The following is a 16,588-nucleotide window of genomic DNA, read 5'->3' as shown; positions in this document are numbered from 1 at the left end:
CCTCTTGACCCAGGCAGCGGCGCCAGACGGGCCGCTCAACCAGCCTCGCAAGGCCTTGTTTTCCGGGCCTGCGAGCTGCTTTCAGAATTTCAGGTGGTTTTATGGACAGCATCAACAGCCGCATCGCCGAGGAACTCGGTGTACGCCCACAACAGGTCGAAGCGGCCGTCGCTCTACTGGATGAAGGCTCTACGGTGCCCTTCATCGCCCGTTACCGTAAAGAAGTGACCGGCAGCCTCGACGACACCCAGTTGCGTCACCTGGAAGAGCGCCTGCGCTACCTGCGAGAACTCGACGAACGGCGTATCAGCATCCTCGCCAGCATTGAGGAACAAGGCAAGCTGACCCCGCAACTGGAACGCGACATCAAGCTCGCCGACACCAAAACGCGCCTCGAAGACCTTTACCTGCCGTACAAACAGAAGCGCCGCACCAAGGGCCAGATCGCCCTGGAAGCCGGCCTTGGCGACCTGGCTGACGGCCTGTTCAATGACCCGTCGCTGACCCCGGAAACCGAAGCCGCGCGCTTCATCGACGCAGAGAAAGGCGTCGCCGACGTCAAGGCTGCCCTCGAAGGCGCCAAGTACATCCTGATGGAGCGCTTCGCCGAGAACGCCGGCCTGCTGGAAAAACTGCGCACCTACCTCAAGCAGGAAGCCACCCTCAGCGCCCGCGTCATCGCCGGCAAAGAGGAAGAAGGCGCCAAGTTCCGCGACTATTTCGAACACGACGAACCGCTCAAGAGCATGCCGTCCCACCGTGCGCTGGCGATTTTCCGCGGCCGCAACGAAGGCATTCTCAGCTCCGCACTGAAAGTCGGTGACGAGCTGCCGGGCACCATGCACCCGTGCGAAGGCATGATCGGTCAACAATTCGGCATCCAGAATCAGAACCGTCCTGCGGACAAATGGCTCGGTGAAGTCGTGCGCTGGACCTGGAAGGTCAAGCTCTACACCCATCTGGAAACCGACCTGCTCGGCGAACTGCGCGACGGCGCCGAAACCGAGGCGATCAACGTTTTCGCCCACAACCTGCATGACCTGCTGCTGGCCGCCCCGGCCGGCCCGCGCGCAACCCTGGGCCTCGACCCCGGCCTGCGCACCGGCTGCAAGGTCGCGGTGGTCGACTCCACCGGCAAATTGCTCGACCACGCCACCGTGTACCCACACGTGCCGCACAACAAGTGGGATCAGACCCTGGCCATCCTGGCTGCCCTGTGCGCCAAGCATTCGGTGGACCTGATCGCCATCGGCAACGGCACCGCCAGCCGTGAAACCGACAAGTTGGCCGCCGAGCTGATCAAAAAATACCCAGCCATGAAGATGACCAAGGTGATGGTCTCCGAGGCCGGCGCGTCGGTGTACTCCGCCTCGGAACTGGCTTCCAAGGAATTCCCGGACCTCGACGTGTCGATCCGTGGCGCCGTCTCCATCGCCCGTCGCCTGCAGGATCCGCTGGCCGAGCTGGTGAAGATCGACCCTAAATCCATCGGCGTCGGCCAGTACCAGCACGACGTGTCGCAGCTGAAACTGGCGCGCGGCCTGGACGCGGTGGTGGAAGACTGCGTGAACAAGGTCGGCGTGGACGTGAACACCGCCTCGGTGGCACTGCTGGCCCGTATCTCCGGCCTGAACACCACACTGGCGCAGAACATCGTCACTCACCGTGACGAAAACGGCGCGTTCAAAACCCGCGCGGCGCTGAAAAAAGTCGCTCGCCTGGGTGAAAAAACCTTTGAACAGGCCGCCGGCTTCCTGCGCGTGATGAACGGCGACAACCCGCTGGACGCCTCGGCGGTTCACCCGGAAGCCTATCCGCTGGTGCAACGCATTGCCGCCGAGACCGACCGCGACATCCGCTCGCTGATCGGCGACGCCGCGTTCCTCAAGCGCCTGGACCCTAAGAAGTACACCGACGAAACCTTCGGCGTGCCGACCATCACCGACATCCTGCAAGAGCTGGAAAAACCTGGCCGCGACCCGCGTCCCGAGTTCAAGACCGCCGAGTTCCAGGACGGCGTCGAAGACCTCAAGGACCTGCAGCTGGGCATGATCCTCGAAGGCGTGGTCACCAACGTGACCAACTTCGGCGCCTTTGTGGACATCGGCGTGCATCAGGACGGTTTGGTGCATATCTCTGCGCTTTCGGAGAAGTTCATCAAAGACCCACGCGAAGCGGTGAAAGCCGGTGATGTGGTCAAGGTCAAGGTGATGGAAGTTGATATCCCGCGCAAACGCGTGGGCCTGTCGATGCGCATGAGCGACACCCCCGGCGAGAAAATCGACGGTGCCCGTGGCGCACGCCCAGGTTCGGCGCCGCGCCAGTCGCAAAACAACGCGCCACGCAAAGAAACCGCCACCGCAGCGCCGAGCAACAACGCCATGGCGTCGCTGTTTGCCAATGCCAAACAGTTGAAGAAACGTTGATGGAAATCCCGGCCGGTTTGACCCAGAGCGCGTTCAGCGAACTGATCGGCTGCCGCCTGCAACGCCTTGAAGAAGGCGTTGCCGAGGTGGCCCTGACCCTGGAGCCGCACTTGCGCAACCGCGCGGGCAAGCTCCACGGCGGGGCAATTTTCAGCCTGGTGGACATCACCATGGGTCTGGCGTGTTCCAGCGCCCATGGTTTCGACCAGCAGAGCGCGACTATCGAGTGCAAAATCAACTATATCCGAGCTGTGTCGGATGGCGACGTGCTGTGCACCAGTCGCGTGATTCACGCCGGTCGACGTACGTTGGTGGTCGAAGCCGATGTGCATCAAGGCGAAAGACTTGTCGCAAAAGCACAAGGCACCTTCGCTGTCCTCTAGCTCCCCGCCCTCGATTTGAGTTAATTTCGGCGCTGCGACAACAGCGTCGGAATTTTCTTGCTGCGCTATAGCCCAATTCATGGAGTGAAGTAGGCTTTTCCAAAGCGGGTCAAATCGACTCAAAACCAGGCGATAACGCCAGTTTCAACTTCACCCTTGTAGACCGTCCTGCCCACCCCCATATTGGGGCGACTGACGCGTGAAGGAATCCAACTTGAGCGAACTTCTCAACCGCCGCCTGGCCTTGCTCGGCAAGCGCGAACACCTCTCCCTGCTAGAGCAGTGCTTGCACGGCATCGAGCGCGAATGCCTACGCGTCACCGGTGAGGGTCGCCTGGCACAAACGCCGCACCCCGAAGCCTTGGGCGCCGCGCTGACCAACGAATTGATCACCACCGACTACTCGGAATCGCTGCTGGAGTTCATCACTCCCGCCCTGCCCAACCCGGCCGATACCCTGAGCAGCCTGGACAAGATCCATCGCTTTGCCTACAGCAAGCTCGGCAACGAGTACCTGTGGAGCCCTTCGATGCCGTGCCCGTTGCCGGCCGAAGAAGATATTCCGATTGCCTACTACGGCACCTCCAATATCGGCCAGCTCAAGTACGTGTACCGCAAGGGCCTGGCCCTGCGCTACGGCAAGACCATGCAGTGCATTGCCGGCATCCACTACAATTTTTCGCTGCCGGAAGAGTTGTGGCCGCTGCTCAAGGAGACTGAAGGTTTCGTCGGCACCGACCGCGACTACCAGTCCACAGCCTATATCGCGCTGATCCGTAACTTCCGCCGCTACAGCTGGCTTTTGATGTACCTGTTCGGTGCCTCACCAGCCCTGGACGCCGGCTTCCTGCGCGGTCGTTCGCACCAGTTGGAAGTGCTCGACGCCGACACGCTGTACCTGCCGTACGCCACCAGCCTGCGCATGAGCGACCTGGGTTACCAGAGCAACGCCCAGGCCGGCCTGACGCCGTGCTACAACGATTTGAGCAGCTACACCGACAGCCTGCGCGAAGCGGTGGCAACGCCCTACGCGCCATACGTCGAAGTCGGCACGCATAAGGACGGTGAGTGGGTTCAGCTCAACACCAACATCCTGCAGATCGAAAACGAGTACTACTCCAACATCCGCCCCAAGCGTGTGACTTATACCGGCGAGCGGCCGATCCAGGCGCTGATGGCGCGTGGCATCCAGTACATCGAAGTGCGTTGCCTGGACATCAACCCGTTCCTGCCGATGGGCATCGACCTGCCGGAGTCGCGTTTCCTCGATGCGTTCCTGCTGTATTGCGCGCTGAACGACAGCCCGCTGTTCGCCAACAACGAGTGCGGCAACGCCACCTCCAACTTCCTCAGCGTGGTCAAGGAAGGCCGTCGCCCAGGCCTGCAATTGCAGCGTCAGGGCCAGCCTGTGGACATGAAGGAATGGGCCACCGAGTTGCTGGAGCAGATTGCGCCGTTGGCGGCGTTGCTGGACGAGAGCCACGGCATCACCGAGCACAGCCAGGCGCTGGACGCCCAGTTGGCGAAGGTCAAGGATTCGTCCCTGACGCCGTCGGCCCAAGTGTTGGCGGCAATGGCCGAGCGCAAGGAGAGTTTTGCGCAGTTCTCCCTGCACCAGAGCGAGGTGCATGCCGAGTACTTCCGTAAAGAGCCGTTGGCGGCTGAAGAGCAGGCGCGTTTTGAAACGTTGGCGCGCACTTCGCTGGCGCAGCAGGCGGAGCTTGAACAGAACGAAGTCGGCGATTTTGATGTGTTTGTCGGGTCGTATCAGGCGAGCATTCTGGCGATCAGCAACTAGAAGTCTTGCACAAAACCCTGTGGGAGCGGGCTTGCTCGCAAATGCGGTGGATCAGTCGAAATATTTAGTGACTGACACTCCGCATTCGCGAGCAAGCCCGCTCCCACATTTGGCCTGTGCGAACTCGTGGTTTGCGCTTACTTCCTCTCATAAGCTAATTCGAAAATGTTATTTATTTTCTGATTCTTAGATCATTTAGTCTCCTCACACGCCGACCCTCGGCCGCCTGATTGAGGAGCTTCCCCTTGAAACTGTTAACCCCTCTGCGCCTCTTGGCCGCATTGTCCCTGGCCGGTGCCAGCCTGTTTGCCCAGGCGGCGGATGTAACCATCGCTTACCAGACCACCGTGGACCCGGCGAAAGTCGCCCAGGCCGACGGCGCGTACGAAAAAGCCACCAACGCCAAAATCGACTGGCGCAAATTCGACAATGGCGCCGACATCATCGCCGCCATCGCCTCCGGTGATGTGCAGATCGGCTACCTCGGTTCCAGCCCCCTGACCGCAGCTGTCACTCGCAAAGTCCCGGTGGAAACCTTCCTCGTCGCCACCCAGATCGGCGGCGCCGAAGCCCTGGTGGCGCGCAACGGTTCGGGGATCAACAGCCCGCAGGACCTGATCGGCAAAAAAATCGCCGTGCCATTCGTGTCCACCGGCCACTACAGCCTGCTGGCCGCGCTGAAGCACTGGAACATCGACCCGTCGAAAGTGACCATCCTCAACCTCGCGCCACCGGCCATCATCGCCGCCTGGAAACGCGGTGATATCGACGCCACCTACGTGTGGGACCCAGCCCTGGGCGTGGCCAAGGAAAACGGCAAAGTGCTGATCACCTCCGGCGAGCTGGCCAAGTTCGGCGCGCCGACCTTCGACGCCTGGATCGTGCGCAAAGACTTCGCCGAGAAGCACCCGGAAATCGTCACCGCCTTCGCCAAGGTCACGCTGGATGCCTACGCCGCGTACCGCAAAGACCCACAAGCCTGGCTCGCCGACAAAGGCAACGTCGACAAACTGGTGAAACTCTCCGGCGCCAAGGCCAGTGACATCCCACTGCTGCTGCAAGGCAACGTCTACCCGCTGGCCGCTGACCAAGTGACCCTGCTGGGCGCACCGACCACCAAGGCCGTTACCGACACCGCCGCGTTCCTCAAGGAACAAGGCAAGGTCGACGCTGTGCTGCCGGACTACGCCCCTTACGTCAGCGCCAAGTTCATCACCAACTGATTCAGGAGTTCATTGCGATGGCCTTGCTACAACTGGAGCGCATCAGCGCACAGTACCCAGGCGCCACAGAACCGGTACTGTCTGACATTTCACTCGACCTTGGGCCCCAGCAATTGCTGGTGGCCCTCGGCCCGTCCGGCAGTGGCAAGACCTCGCTGTTGAACCTGATTGCCGGTTTCGTCGAGCCTTCTGCCGGGCGCATCACCCTCGATGGCGTGCCGGTCAAAGGCCCGAGTGCCGAGCGTGGCGTGGTGTTCCAGGACGACGCCCTGCTGCCCTGGCAGGACGTGCTCGCCAACGTCGGTTTCGGCCTCGAGCTGGCTGGCGTACCCAAGGCGCAACGCGAAGTGCGCGCCAAGGAAATGCTCGCCCTGGTCGACCTGGCGGGTTTTGACAACCGTCGTATCTGGCAGCTTTCCGGTGGTCAGAAACAACGTGTGGGCCTGGCCCGCGCCCTGGCAGCCGACCCGCGTGTCTTGCTGATGGACGAACCCTTCGGCGCCCTCGATGCCTTCACCCGCGAACAGATGCAGGAGTTGCTGCTGCAAGTCTGGCGGCGCACAGCCAAGCCGGTGTTCCTGATTACCCACGACATTGAAGAAGCGGTGTTCCTCGCCACCGATTTGATCCTGCTGGCGCCCAACCCGGGCCAAATCGTCGAGCGTCTGCACCTGGACTTCGGCCAGCGCTACGCCGCCGGTGAATCGGCACGCGCGATCAAATCCGACCCGCGCTTTATCGAAACCCGCGAACACGTGCTGGGCAAAGTGTTCTCGCAACGGCAGGTGTCCGCATGAGCAGTTACGAACTCCCCGTCACCGCCGCCAGGCCGGTGGCCCACCCGGTGATTCCGGTGCGTCGCAGCCTGAGCACGCGCTGGATCAGCGTACTTACCTTGGTCGCCTTGCTGGCGATCTGGTGGGCGGTGACCGCCACGGGTTTGATCGAACCGTTGTTCCTGCCGCCACCGTCCGCCGTGCTGCAAAAAGGCTGGCTGCTGGCGACCACGGGCTACATGGATTCCACCTTGTGGCAGCACTTGGGCGCAAGCCTGCAGCGCATAGGTCTGGGTCTCGGCTTTGCGGTGCTGACGGCCGTGCCGGTGGGCATTGCCATTGGCGCAAACCGTATCGCACGCGGCATTCTCGACCCGCTGATTGAGTTCTATCGGCCGATTCCGCCGCTGGCCTATCTGCCGCTGATCGTGATCTGGTGCGGCATCGGCGAGCTGTCCAAGGTACTGCTGATTTACCTGGCGATCTTCGCGCCCATTGCCATCGCCACCGCGACCGGCGTGCGCACCGTCGACCCGGCCAAATTGCGTGCTGCGCAGTCGTTGGGTGCCACCCGTGCCCAGCTGATTCGCCATGTAATCCTGCCGAGCGCCCTGCCCGACATTCTGACCGGCGTGCGCATCGGCCTCGGTGTGGGCTGGTCGACACTGGTCGCGGCCGAGTTGATCGCGGCCACCAGCGGCTTGGGTTTCATGGTGCAGTCGGCGGCGCAGTTCCTCGTCACCGACGTTGTAGTGCTGGGGATTTTGGTGATCGCCCTGATCGCCTTCGCCATGGAAATGGGCCTGCGCGCCCTGCAGCGCAAATTAGTGCCTTGGCATGGCCAGGCACACTGAGTGAGAACAGCATGAGCAGCCTGACCGTTACCCCGATAAGCACCGCCCTGGGCGCCCTGATCAGCGGTGTCGATATCACCCGGCCGCTGAACCCCGAAGAACGTGACGCCATCGAGCACGCGCTGCTCGAACACTCGGTGCTGTTCTTCAGAGGCCAAGCCATCACCCCGCAGCAACAGGCGCGGTTCGCGGCGAACTTTGGTGACCTGCACATTCACCCGATTTACCCCAACGTGCCGGAACAGCCGGAAGTGCTGATCCTCGACACCGCCGTGACCGACGTGCGCGACAACGCGGTATGGCACACCGACGTGACCTTCCTGCCCACTCCCGCCCTCGGCGCGGTGCTCAGCGCCAAGCTGCTGCCGGCGTTTGGCGGCGACACGTTGTGGGCCAGCGGCATTGCGGCGTATGAAGCGCTGTCAGAGCCATTCAAGCGCCTGCTTGATGGTTTGACGGCGACCCACGATTTCACCAAATCCTTTCCGCTGGAGCGCTTTGGCAACACTGCCGAAGACTTGGCGCGCTGGGAAGAAACCCGCAAAAAAAACCCGCCGCTGTCGCACCCGGTGGTGCGCACGCATCCGGTGAGCGGGCGCAAATCGCTGTTTGTCAGTGATGGGTTTACGACGAAAATCAATGAGCTGGAACCGGCCGAAAGCGAAGCCATCCTCAAGCTGTTGTTTGCTCACGCGACGCGGCCGGAATTCACCATCCGCTGGCGCTGGCAGGAGCATGACGTAGCGTTCTGGGATAACCGCGTGACGCAGCATTACGCGGTGGATGACTACCGGCCGCAACGCCGCGTGATGCATCGCGCCACGATCCTCGGCGACGTGCCTTTTTAGGGCCAGGCCACTACCAAATGTGGGAGCTGGCTTGCCTGCGATAGCGGTAAACCAGCCACTACTTCATCGACTGACCCACCGCCATCGCGGGCAAGCCCGGCTCCCACAGTGTTCGAGTAGATCGTTCCCACGCTCTGCGTGGGAATGCAGCCCAGGACGCTCTGCGTCTGCTTGTAGAGCCGTGACGCGTAGCGTCACAGGAGGCATTCCCACGCAGAGCGTGGGAACGATCGGGTGGGTTACTCAGCGGTGGATGGCTTTTCCCACAAGTTAATCCCGCCTTCCTGCGCAAACCGATCAATCTCCGCCAGCTCTTCGGCACTGAAGCTCAGGTTCTTCAACGCGCCGACGTTCTCGATGATTTGCTCCGGCCGGCTCGCGCCGATCAGCGCACTGGTCACCCGCGGGTCACGCAGGGTCCAGGCCAGCGCCAGTTGCGCCAGGCTCTGGCCGCGACGCTTGGCGATTTCATTCAGCGCGCGCACGTGGGCGATGTTGGCGTCGGACAGGTGCTTGGCTTGCAGCGAACCACCCCCTGGGCGATTAACCCGCGCATCGGCCGGTACGCCGTTGAGGTACTTGTCGGTCAGCAAACCCTGGGCCAGCGGCGTGAACGCAATCACCCCGGCACCGAGTTCTTCGGTGGTGTCCAGCAGGTCTTTTTCCACCCAGCGGTTGAGCAGGTTGTAAGCGGGTTGGTGGATCAGCAGCGGCACTTTCCACTCTTGAAGCAGCGCCGCCATCTCACGGGTTTTCACGCCGGAGTATGAAGAGATGCCGATGTACAACGCCTTGCCCTGTTGCACGGCGGTGGCGAGGGCGCTGGCGGTTTCTTCCAGCGGGGTGTCGGCGTCGAAACGGTGGGAATAGAAAATATCCACATAGTCGACGCCCAGGCGTTGCAGGCTCTGGTCCAGGCTCGCCAATACGTATTTGCGCGAACCGCCGCCCTGGCCGTAAGGGCCGGGCCACATGTCCCAGCCGGCTTTGCTCGAGATGATCAATTCATCACGATAGTGCTTGAAGTCTTCGCGCAGCAAACGGCCGAAGTTGATCTCGGCGCTGCCGTAGGGCGGGCCGTAGTTGTTGGCCAGGTCGAAGTGGTTGATCCCCAGGTCGAACGCGGTGCGTAGCAAGGCGCGCTGGGTGTCGATCGGAGTGCTGTCGCCAAAGTTGTGCCACAGCCCCAGGGACAGTGCAGGCAGCACCAATCCACTGCGGCCTACGCGGCGATAAGGGATAGATTCATAGCGGTTTTCGGCAGCAATGTACGTCATCGAATCCTCTCTGGGCTTAGGGCAAATAAGGCCTGGGAATAAGGTTATTCCCAGGCCTTTTAACCAGCTGAATCGCTTAACTATGCCCTTCTCTTTTACAGCAATTCCCTACCAAAGTGGAACGACGTAGCTCACATAGAAGCGGTTTTCATCTTGCACGGTGGCACCGGTAATATCCGGGCTGGCATGGGCATTTTTCCAGGTCACGCCCAGGCCTTTGAGGGTGCCGGTGGGTACTTGGTAGGCCACGGCAATGTTGCGCTCCCATTCGCTGGTGGTGCCTTGCGCCGTGCGGATGTCATCGCCGTGTGCGTAGGCCGCAGAGAACGTCAGGCCGGTGAGGCCGAGCTTGCCGAAATCATATTTGTACTGCGCCAGCCAGGTGCGCTCGCCGGCGTGCTGGAATTTGTTCAGCTGCATATTGGTCAGCGCCGGGGTGTCGGCGCCCGAGCCTGGGCCCTGCCGCGCGTCGCCGCTGTTCAGGCCGGAATCCAGGTACGGGAAGTCGCTGTCGCCGCTGTTTTTCTGGATACCGAGGCCCACGGTGTGACCGTCCAGGCTGTAACTCTCAAGCAAGCTGGCGGTGGTCTGGTTGATGCGGCCTTTGCTGGTGCCGTCACCGTAGAGGCCGGCGCCGGCAAAGTCCTTGTCGCCATCGGCGTTGGCACCGACACCCAGGCTGCGGAACACGCGCACATCAGTGTCGAATGCACCCACGGCCACCGCGTCATGACGCTTGGCGCCGAGGAAAAACTGCTGGTAGTAATCCTCAAGGTTGGAGTACCACAGGCTCACGGTGGTGTTCTGGATGCCGGTGTAGTCCGCACCGCCGAACAGGAAGCGATCGCTCTCTTTGGTGCCGCCGGCGGTGATCATGCCCTGGTCGCCGGTTTCGTTGCGGATCTTGGTCTTGAAGATATCGCCGCCGGTGAAGGTGAAGTCGGTAAGGTCCTTGGACACCAGTTGCACACCGGTATTGGTCTGCTGGTACAGGCGGCCGTCGGTGTTGGCCAGCACCGGGTTGTTGCCATACAGCGTGCCCACGCGCAGCTCATCCTTGGCGAAACGCATCTTGAATGTGGGGCTGAGTACACCGAACTGGTCGGCGGATTTGCCGTTGTCCAGCGGGAACATGCTGCCGGGGTAGCGGCCTTGGTGATCCTTGTCGTTAAGGTCGCCGCCGGAGTCGAGTTTCAAGCCGTAGAACGCCTGCAGATCGAGGCCGAAACCGACCGGCCCCTCGGTGAAGCCGGACTTGAAGTTGAACTCGAAACCCTGGCCCCAATCACGCACGCTGTGGGCCTTGGCATTGCTGTTGACCACATCACGCCCCTGCTGGTTGAGGTAGCGATTGAGCAGGGTCACATCGGCGTGGCTGTCGTCGATAAAATCGGCGTGGGCGGACAGCATAAAGCTCGCCATGGCGGCACCCACCATGGGGCTTATTAACGTCTTCATTGTTACCGGTCTCCGTCACTGTTCTGAAATGAAAGCGTCAAACGCTTCACACAATTACGCAGTGGCCAGATGACAGTTCGGAGTCAAATCGGGGTTTCGACGAATGAAATTAAATTTAAAAAAAGCCCCGTAGAACGGGGCTTTGCGAGCTTTTTTGTGAGAGCGGGCTTGCCCGCGATGCAGTCAACTCGGTGCCTCTCAAACACCGAGCATGATCGTTCCCACGCTCTGCGTGGGAACGCATCCCGTGACGCTCCGCGTCACTTGCGCGCAGGGCTTGAACCTTGCGCCAACAGAGAGGCGCGGAGCGCCTCGGGCGGCGTTCCCACGCGGAGCGTAGGAACGATCATTTAAAAAAGCCCCGTAGAACGGGGCTTTACGAGCTTTTTTGTGGGAGCGGGCTTGCCCGCGACGCAGTCAACTCGGTGTCTCTCAAACACCGAGCATGATCGTTCCCACGCTCTGCGTGGGAACGCATCCCGTGACGCTGCGCGTCACCCGCGCGCAGGGCTTGAACCTTGCGCCAACAGAGAGGCGCGGAGCGCCTCGGGCGGCATTCCCACGCGGAGCGTAGGAACGATCACTTAAAAAAGCCCCGTAGAACGGGGCTTTGCGAGCTTTTTTGTGGGAGCGGGCTTGCCCGCGATGCAGGCAACTCGGTGCCTCTCAAACACCGAGCATGATCGTTCCCACGCTCTGCGTGGGAACGCATCCCGTGACGCTGCGCGTCACCCGCACGCAGGGCTTGAACCTTGCGCCAACAGAGAGGCGCGGAGCGCCTCGGGCGGCGTTCCCACGCGGAGCGTAGGAACGATCATTTAAAAAAGCCCCGTAGAACGGGGCTTTGCGAGCTTTTTTGTGAGAGCGGGCTTGCCCGCGATGCAGTCAACTCGGTGCCTCTCAAACACCGAGCATGATCGTTCCCACGCTCTGCGTGGGAACGCAGCCCGTGACGCTGCGCGTCACCCGCACGCAGGGCTTGAACCTTGCGCCAACAGAGAGGCGCGGAGCGCCTCGGGCGGCATTCCCACGCGGAGCGTAGGAACGATCATTTAAGTGCGAACTAGCGCACCAGGTGCAGGAACTGCAGGTGCCGCTCGTACTGGTCAAGGATGTCGTTGATGATCTGCTCCTTGGTGTAGCCCACCAGGTCGTAGTCCTGGCTACCCTCGCTCAAATGCACTTCCGCCCGATAGTAGCGGCGGTTGTTGAGCTGCTTGGAGCCCATGCCACCGCGCGCAAAGGACGGCGTGAAGTAACCGCGCATCTGCACCTGGTAAACGAACGGATGCTCTTCACCGTGGCCGATTTCCAGGCTGACGCTGTCGTTGGACGGGTCAGGCTGGGTGACGACGCTGAGGCCTTTTTCGACAAACACCGCCGTCACTTCTTCGATGGCCGGGCGCACCGTAGTCTCAAGGAACCGGTACACCTCATCGCGCGACGGGAAATGCACCGCCTGGCTCAAACGCTGGCGCCAACCGCCCGTGCCCTTGCGTGAGCCCGACACCGGCGCCAGCGAATGCAACTGCGCGATCTGCTTTTGCGACTCGAGGTAGAAGGCTTTGTGCAGCCCCCACATCATCAGCAGCAAAATCAGCGAGAACGGCAACGACGTCAGCACCACCGCGGATTTCAGCGAGTCGATACTGCCGGCAAACAGCAACGCACTGGTGACCAGCGCGGTCATCGCGCCCCAGAACACCCGCAGCCACTTTGGCCCGTCCTCATCGGCATTGCCGCCTTTGGACGACAAGGTCGACAGCACCACGGTGCCGGAATCCGCCGAGGTGACGAAGAACACGAAGCTGATAAACACCGTGACCGCGATGACGGTCTTGCTCCACGGGTAGGTTTCCAGCAGCAGGTACAGACTCATCGACGGGTCGTCGATGGCCGACTGGCCGAGGGCGGTCAAACCGTGGTTGAGCACTTGGTCGATAGCGCTGTTGCCGAAGATCGACATCCACGCCAGGGTGAAGCCCAGTGGGATCAGCAGCACGCCAAACACGAATTCGCGGATGGTACGGCCACGGGAAATCCGCGCGATAAACAGACCTACAAAGGGCGACCACGCGATCCACCAGGCCCAATAGAACACCGTCCAACCGCCCAGCCAGTCGCTGGGTTTGTCGTAGGCGTACACATCGAAACTCTTGGTCGGCAAGGCGCCCAGGTAATCACCGATGTTCTGGATCAGGGTGTTGAGCAAGTGCTGGGTGGGACCTGCGAACAACACGAACAGCAGCAGCGCGCAGGCCAGCAGCATGTTGATGTCGGACATCACCCGCACGCCCTTGTCGACGCCGGCGACGGCGACGAGGATCGCGGCGCCCATCATCAGCGTGATCAGGCCAACCTGGATCCACTGGGTGTGGGCAATGCCAAACAGGTAATCCAACCCGGAGTTGAGGTGCAACACGCCAAAGCCCATGTCGGCGCCCAGGCCAAACACCGTGGCGATGATGCCGAAGCCGTCCACCGCGTAGCCGATGGGGCCGTTGATGCGTTTGCCGATCAGCGGGTACAGCGCCGAGCGCAACGCCAGCGGCAGGTTATGCCGGTAGGCGAAGTACGCCAGGGCCATGCCGACAAAGGCAAACACGCCCCAGCCGTGCAGGCCCCAGTGCAGAAACAGAATCTGCATGGCCTGGCGCGCGGCATCGGCGTTCATCGGCGCGCCCTGGGGCGGTTGCACCAGGTGCGTCAGCGGCTCGGAAACGCAGAAGAAGAACAGCGTGATGCTGATCCCGGCGGCGAACAACATGCCGGCCCAGGACAGGTAACTGAACTCGGGCTCGTCGTGGTCGGCACCGAGTTTTATCTTGCCGTAGCCCGATAGCGCGGTGACCACCACGAAGACCAGGTACAGCGTCATCGCGAGCATGTAGTACCAGCCGACCGTATTGGCCGCCCAGTTTTGCGCGGCCAGCAGCCAGGCACCGGCCTGTTGCGGGATCGCGATGACAGTGATGCCAAAGAGCAGGATGAAGCTGGCGGCAAAGTAGAAAACGGGCGCATTCATGCGCACCAAGCCGCTGGATGGGGTGGACGATGCACTCATGAACGATGCACCCCGAAGGTGTGGGATGTGGCTGTAAATAACGGACTCAGCAAAGGTAAGCCTCCTGTTGTGAGCGGGCAGCGAACCACCGGTTTAACTTGAACGAACATTCAAGTTAAACATGGATAGGCGGTCTGGGACTAATCGCAGGGCTGAGTGGTAGACAATTCCTACACTAGCTCAAGGATTGGTATGACGGGTGGGGATGGCAAATCGTTCAGCGATTGCGGTGTGAATTCGGAATGCGCTTAAAAATGTGGGAGCGGGCTTGCTCGCGAATGCGGTTTGTCAGAAACATGTTCAGCGACTGACACTCCGCTTTCGCGAGCAAGCCCGCTCCCACAGTTGATCGGTGTTTGGCTCAACGACTACTTCTGCGCCCCATCCTCATGCTGCAGATTCGCCTGGGTAATATTCGCCCCCGCCGGCACGCTGCGGGTCAGCCACACATTGCCGCCAATCGTCGAACCTTTGCCGATGGTGATCCGCCCCAGAATCGTCGCCCCGGCGTAGATCACCACATCGTCTTCTACAATCGGATGGCGTGGATGGCCCTTCTGCAACTGCCCATCTTCATCCGCCGGGAAGCGCTTGGCACCCAAGGTCACTGCCTGATAGATACGCACTCGCTCGCCAATGATCGCGGTTTCGCCAATCACCACGCCCGTGCCGTGATCGATAAAGAAACTCGGGCCGATCTGCGCGCCAGGGTGAATGTCGATGCCGGTGGCCGAGTGCGCAATCTCCGCGCTGATCCGCGCCAGCAATGGCAACCCGGCGCGATACAGGTGGTGCGCCAGGCGATGGTGAATCACCGCCAGAATCCCCGGATAGCACAGCAGCACCTCATCCACACTGCGCGCGGCGGGGTCGCCGTGGTAGGCGGCCAGCACATCGGTGTCCAGCAGGCTGCGCAGGGAAGGCAAGGCCAGGGCAAAATCCTGGATCAGGCGGATGGCCAGGGCGTCGACCTCGCGGTCATCCTGGCCGCCTTGGCGTGCGGCGTAACGCAGCTCCAGGCGCGCCTGGCCGAGCAGGGCATTCAGGGCGACGTCGAGGGTGTGGCCGACGTAGAAATCTTCACTTTCCTCACGCAAGTCCACCGGCCCCAGGCGCATCGGAAACAACGCGCCGCACAGCGACTCGAGAATCTGCGCCACCGCCTCGCGCGACGGCAACTCACGCCCGCCGTGCTCACCACTCAAGCGGCCATTGCGCGTGCGCCACTGGTCTCGGGCGCTGCGCAGTTGGCTGACGATGGTTTGCAACTGCCAATGGCTGGAACGCTCACTCACGGTATTCACTCCTGACGTAATGGCCATCACTTTACGGTATGCACCCTGGCCGCCCTTAAGAACCAATGGTGTGATGTACAGAACCATACGGAATAAGCGATTGGCGGTTGCCCGATGAAAAGTGCCTGCCTATAGTCGCCCAATCACTTAGCCAGCGTGCCTCGCCATGATCAAACAACAGCTCGACCGTTTTAACCGCTTGGAACTGCTGGGCGGCGCCACTGCCCTGGAAAAACTCGAGCGGCTGTCGGCCTGGCTGGGCAGGGATATCTACGTCAAGCGCGATGACACCACGCCGCTGGCCATGGGCGGCAACAAGCTGCGCAAACTCGAATACCTGGCGGCCGATGCCATCGCCCAAGGTGCCGACACCCTGGTCACCGCCGGCGCCATCCAGTCCAACCACGTGCGCCAGACCGCTGCGCTGGCCGCCAAGCTGGGCTTGGGCTGTGTGGCGCTGCTGGAAAACCCCACCGGCACCGAAGACCCTAACTATCTGGGCAACGGCAACCGCCTGCTGCTGGAGCTGTTCGACGCCAAAGTGGAATTGGTCGAGAACCTCGACAACGTCGACGCGCAACTCAACGCCCTCGCCGACCGCCTGCGCAGCAACGGCAAAAAGCCGTACCTGGTGCCTATCGGCGGCTCGAATGCACTGGGCGCGCTGGGTTACGTGCGCGCCGGGCTTGAGCTGGCCGGGCAGATTGAAGACAGCGGTATCGAATTTGCCGCCGTGGTATTGGCCTCAGGCAGCGCGGGCACCCACAGCGGTCTCGCGTTGGCCTTGAGTGAGGTGCTGCCGAATTTGCCGGTGATCGGCGTTACCGTGTCGCGTACCGATGAGGCCCAACGGCCGAAAGTGCAGGGCCTGGCCGAACGCACCGCCGAGTTGCTCGGTGTGGACGTTCCCGAGGCGTTCAACGTGATTTTATGGGACGAATATTTCGGCCCGCGCTACGGCGAACCGAACGCCGGCACCCTCGCTGCGGTCAAGCTATTGGCGAGCCAGGAAGGCCTGCTGCTGGACCCGGTCTACACGGGCAAAGCCATGGCCGGCTTGCTGGATGGCCTCGGGCGTCAGCGGTTTGAGGACGGGCCGATCATATTCCTGCATACCGGCGGGGCGCCGGCGTTGTTCGCCTATGACTCGGTCCTAACGGACTGAACACGGATCAAATGTGGGAGC

General features: G+C 61.6%; 12 protein-coding genes. 8 read left to right on the top strand and 4 right to left on the bottom strand.

Annotated elements, in window-relative coordinates; all coding sequences use genetic code 11:
- Window positions 1-101: 101 nt before the first annotated feature.
- The 7 genes from HX783_RS13710 (at window position 102) to tauD (ending at window position 8,308) form a co-directional block, all read left to right on the top strand.
- Window positions 102-2,426: a Tex family protein gene (locus HX783_RS13710; protein ID WP_159953660.1), complete on the top strand. Its 2,325-nt coding sequence runs from the start codon at window positions 102-104 to the stop codon at window positions 2,424-2,426.
- Window positions 2,426-2,809, top strand: coding sequence for a PaaI family thioesterase (locus HX783_RS13705; RefSeq protein WP_177017216.1), 384 nt, complete (start codon window positions 2,426-2,428; stop codon window positions 2,807-2,809). The genes HX783_RS13710 and HX783_RS13705 overlap by 1 nt, the downstream gene beginning before the upstream one ends.
- 214 nt (window positions 2,810-3,023) lie before the next feature.
- Window positions 3,024-4,607, top strand: coding sequence for a glutamate--cysteine ligase (gene gshA, locus HX783_RS13700; RefSeq protein ID WP_177017215.1), 1,584 nt, complete (start codon window positions 3,024-3,026; stop codon window positions 4,605-4,607).
- Window positions 4,608-4,852: 245 nt separating this feature from the next.
- On the top strand, window positions 4,853-5,830 hold the full coding sequence (gene tauA / locus HX783_RS13695; RefSeq protein ID WP_056858186.1) for a taurine ABC transporter substrate-binding protein: 978 nt from the start codon (window positions 4,853-4,855) through the stop codon (window positions 5,828-5,830).
- A gap of 17 nt (window positions 5,831-5,847) precedes the next feature.
- Window positions 5,848-6,627: a taurine ABC transporter ATP-binding subunit gene (gene tauB, locus HX783_RS13690; protein WP_159953657.1), complete on the top strand. Its 780-nt coding sequence runs from the start codon at window positions 5,848-5,850 to the stop codon at window positions 6,625-6,627.
- Entirely contained in the window at window positions 6,624-7,460 is an 837-nt protein-coding gene (gene tauC, locus HX783_RS13685; protein ID WP_177017214.1) for a taurine ABC transporter permease TauC, read from the top strand. The genes tauB and tauC overlap by 4 nt, the downstream gene beginning before the upstream one ends.
- A gap of 11 nt (window positions 7,461-7,471) precedes the next feature.
- The gene (gene tauD / locus HX783_RS13680; RefSeq protein WP_159953655.1) at window positions 7,472-8,308 is read left to right on the top strand and encodes a taurine dioxygenase; all 837 of its coding nucleotides are present in this window, start codon (window positions 7,472-7,474) and stop codon (window positions 8,306-8,308) included.
- 239 nt (window positions 8,309-8,547) lie between these two features.
- On the opposite strand, the gene mgrA is transcribed toward tauD, so the two are convergent.
- The 4 genes from mgrA to epsC all read right to left on the bottom strand — a co-directional run bounded on the left by mgrA (window position 8,548) and on the right by epsC (window position 15,402).
- On the bottom strand, window positions 8,548-9,585 hold the full coding sequence (gene mgrA / locus HX783_RS13675) for an L-glyceraldehyde 3-phosphate reductase (protein WP_159953654.1): 1,038 nt from the start codon (window positions 9,583-9,585) through the stop codon (window positions 8,548-8,550).
- Window positions 9,586-9,693: 108 nt separating this feature from the next.
- On the bottom strand, window positions 9,694-11,022 hold the full coding sequence (locus HX783_RS13670) for an OprD family outer membrane porin (RefSeq protein ID WP_177017464.1): 1,329 nt from the start codon (window positions 11,020-11,022) through the stop codon (window positions 9,694-9,696).
- Window positions 11,023-12,106: 1,084 nt separating this feature from the next.
- Window positions 12,107-14,068: a choline transporter BetT gene (gene betT / locus HX783_RS13665; RefSeq protein ID WP_174245655.1), complete on the bottom strand. Its 1,962-nt coding sequence runs from the start codon at window positions 14,066-14,068 to the stop codon at window positions 12,107-12,109.
- A gap of 407 nt (window positions 14,069-14,475) precedes the next feature.
- Entirely contained in the window at window positions 14,476-15,402 is a 927-nt protein-coding gene (gene epsC / locus HX783_RS13660; RefSeq protein WP_159953652.1) for a serine O-acetyltransferase EpsC, read from the bottom strand.
- Window positions 15,403-15,568: 166 nt separating this feature from the next.
- Here epsC and HX783_RS13655 point away from each other — a divergent pair, with 166 nt between their 5' ends.
- Window positions 15,569-16,567 (top strand): D-cysteine desulfhydrase, encoded by a 999-nt coding sequence (locus HX783_RS13655; RefSeq protein ID WP_177017213.1) that lies wholly within the window; start codon window positions 15,569-15,571, stop codon window positions 16,565-16,567.
- The last annotated feature ends 21 nt before the right edge of the window (window positions 16,568-16,588 follow it).

Source organism: Pseudomonas sp. D2002 (assembly GCF_013385735.1).
Lineage (GTDB): Bacteria > Pseudomonadota > Gammaproteobacteria > Pseudomonadales > Pseudomonadaceae > Aquipseudomonas.
This window is presented reverse-complemented; position numbering and strand designations above follow the sequence as displayed.

What these genes read in the sequence shown, in the direction of transcription:
- HX783_RS13710 (WP_159953660.1), top strand. Translation starts at nt 102, where the DNA reads ATGGACAGCATCAACAGCCGCATCGCCGAGGAACTCGGTGTACGCCCA.
- HX783_RS13705 (WP_177017216.1), top strand. Translation starts at nt 2,426, where the DNA reads ATGGAAATCCCGGCCGGTTTGACCCAGAGCGCGTTCAGCGAACTGATC.
- tauB (WP_159953657.1), top strand. Translation starts at nt 5,848, where the DNA reads ATGGCCTTGCTACAACTGGAGCGCATCAGCGCACAGTACCCAGGCGCC.
- tauC (WP_177017214.1), top strand. Translation starts at nt 6,624, where the DNA reads ATGAGCAGTTACGAACTCCCCGTCACCGCCGCCAGGCCGGTGGCCCAC.
- tauD (WP_159953655.1), top strand. Translation starts at nt 7,472, where the DNA reads ATGAGCAGCCTGACCGTTACCCCGATAAGCACCGCCCTGGGCGCCCTG.
- mgrA (WP_159953654.1), bottom strand. Translation starts at nt 9,585, where the DNA reads ATGACGTACATTGCTGCCGAAAACCGCTATGAATCTATCCCTTATCGC.
- HX783_RS13670 (WP_177017464.1), bottom strand. Translation starts at nt 11,022, where the DNA reads ATGGTGGGTGCCGCCATGGCGAGCTTTATGCTGTCCGCCCACGCCGAT.
- betT (WP_174245655.1), bottom strand. Translation starts at nt 14,068, where the DNA reads ATGAATGCGCCCGTTTTCTACTTTGCCGCCAGCTTCATCCTGCTCTTT.
- HX783_RS13655 (WP_177017213.1), top strand. Translation starts at nt 15,569, where the DNA reads ATGATCAAACAACAGCTCGACCGTTTTAACCGCTTGGAACTGCTGGGC.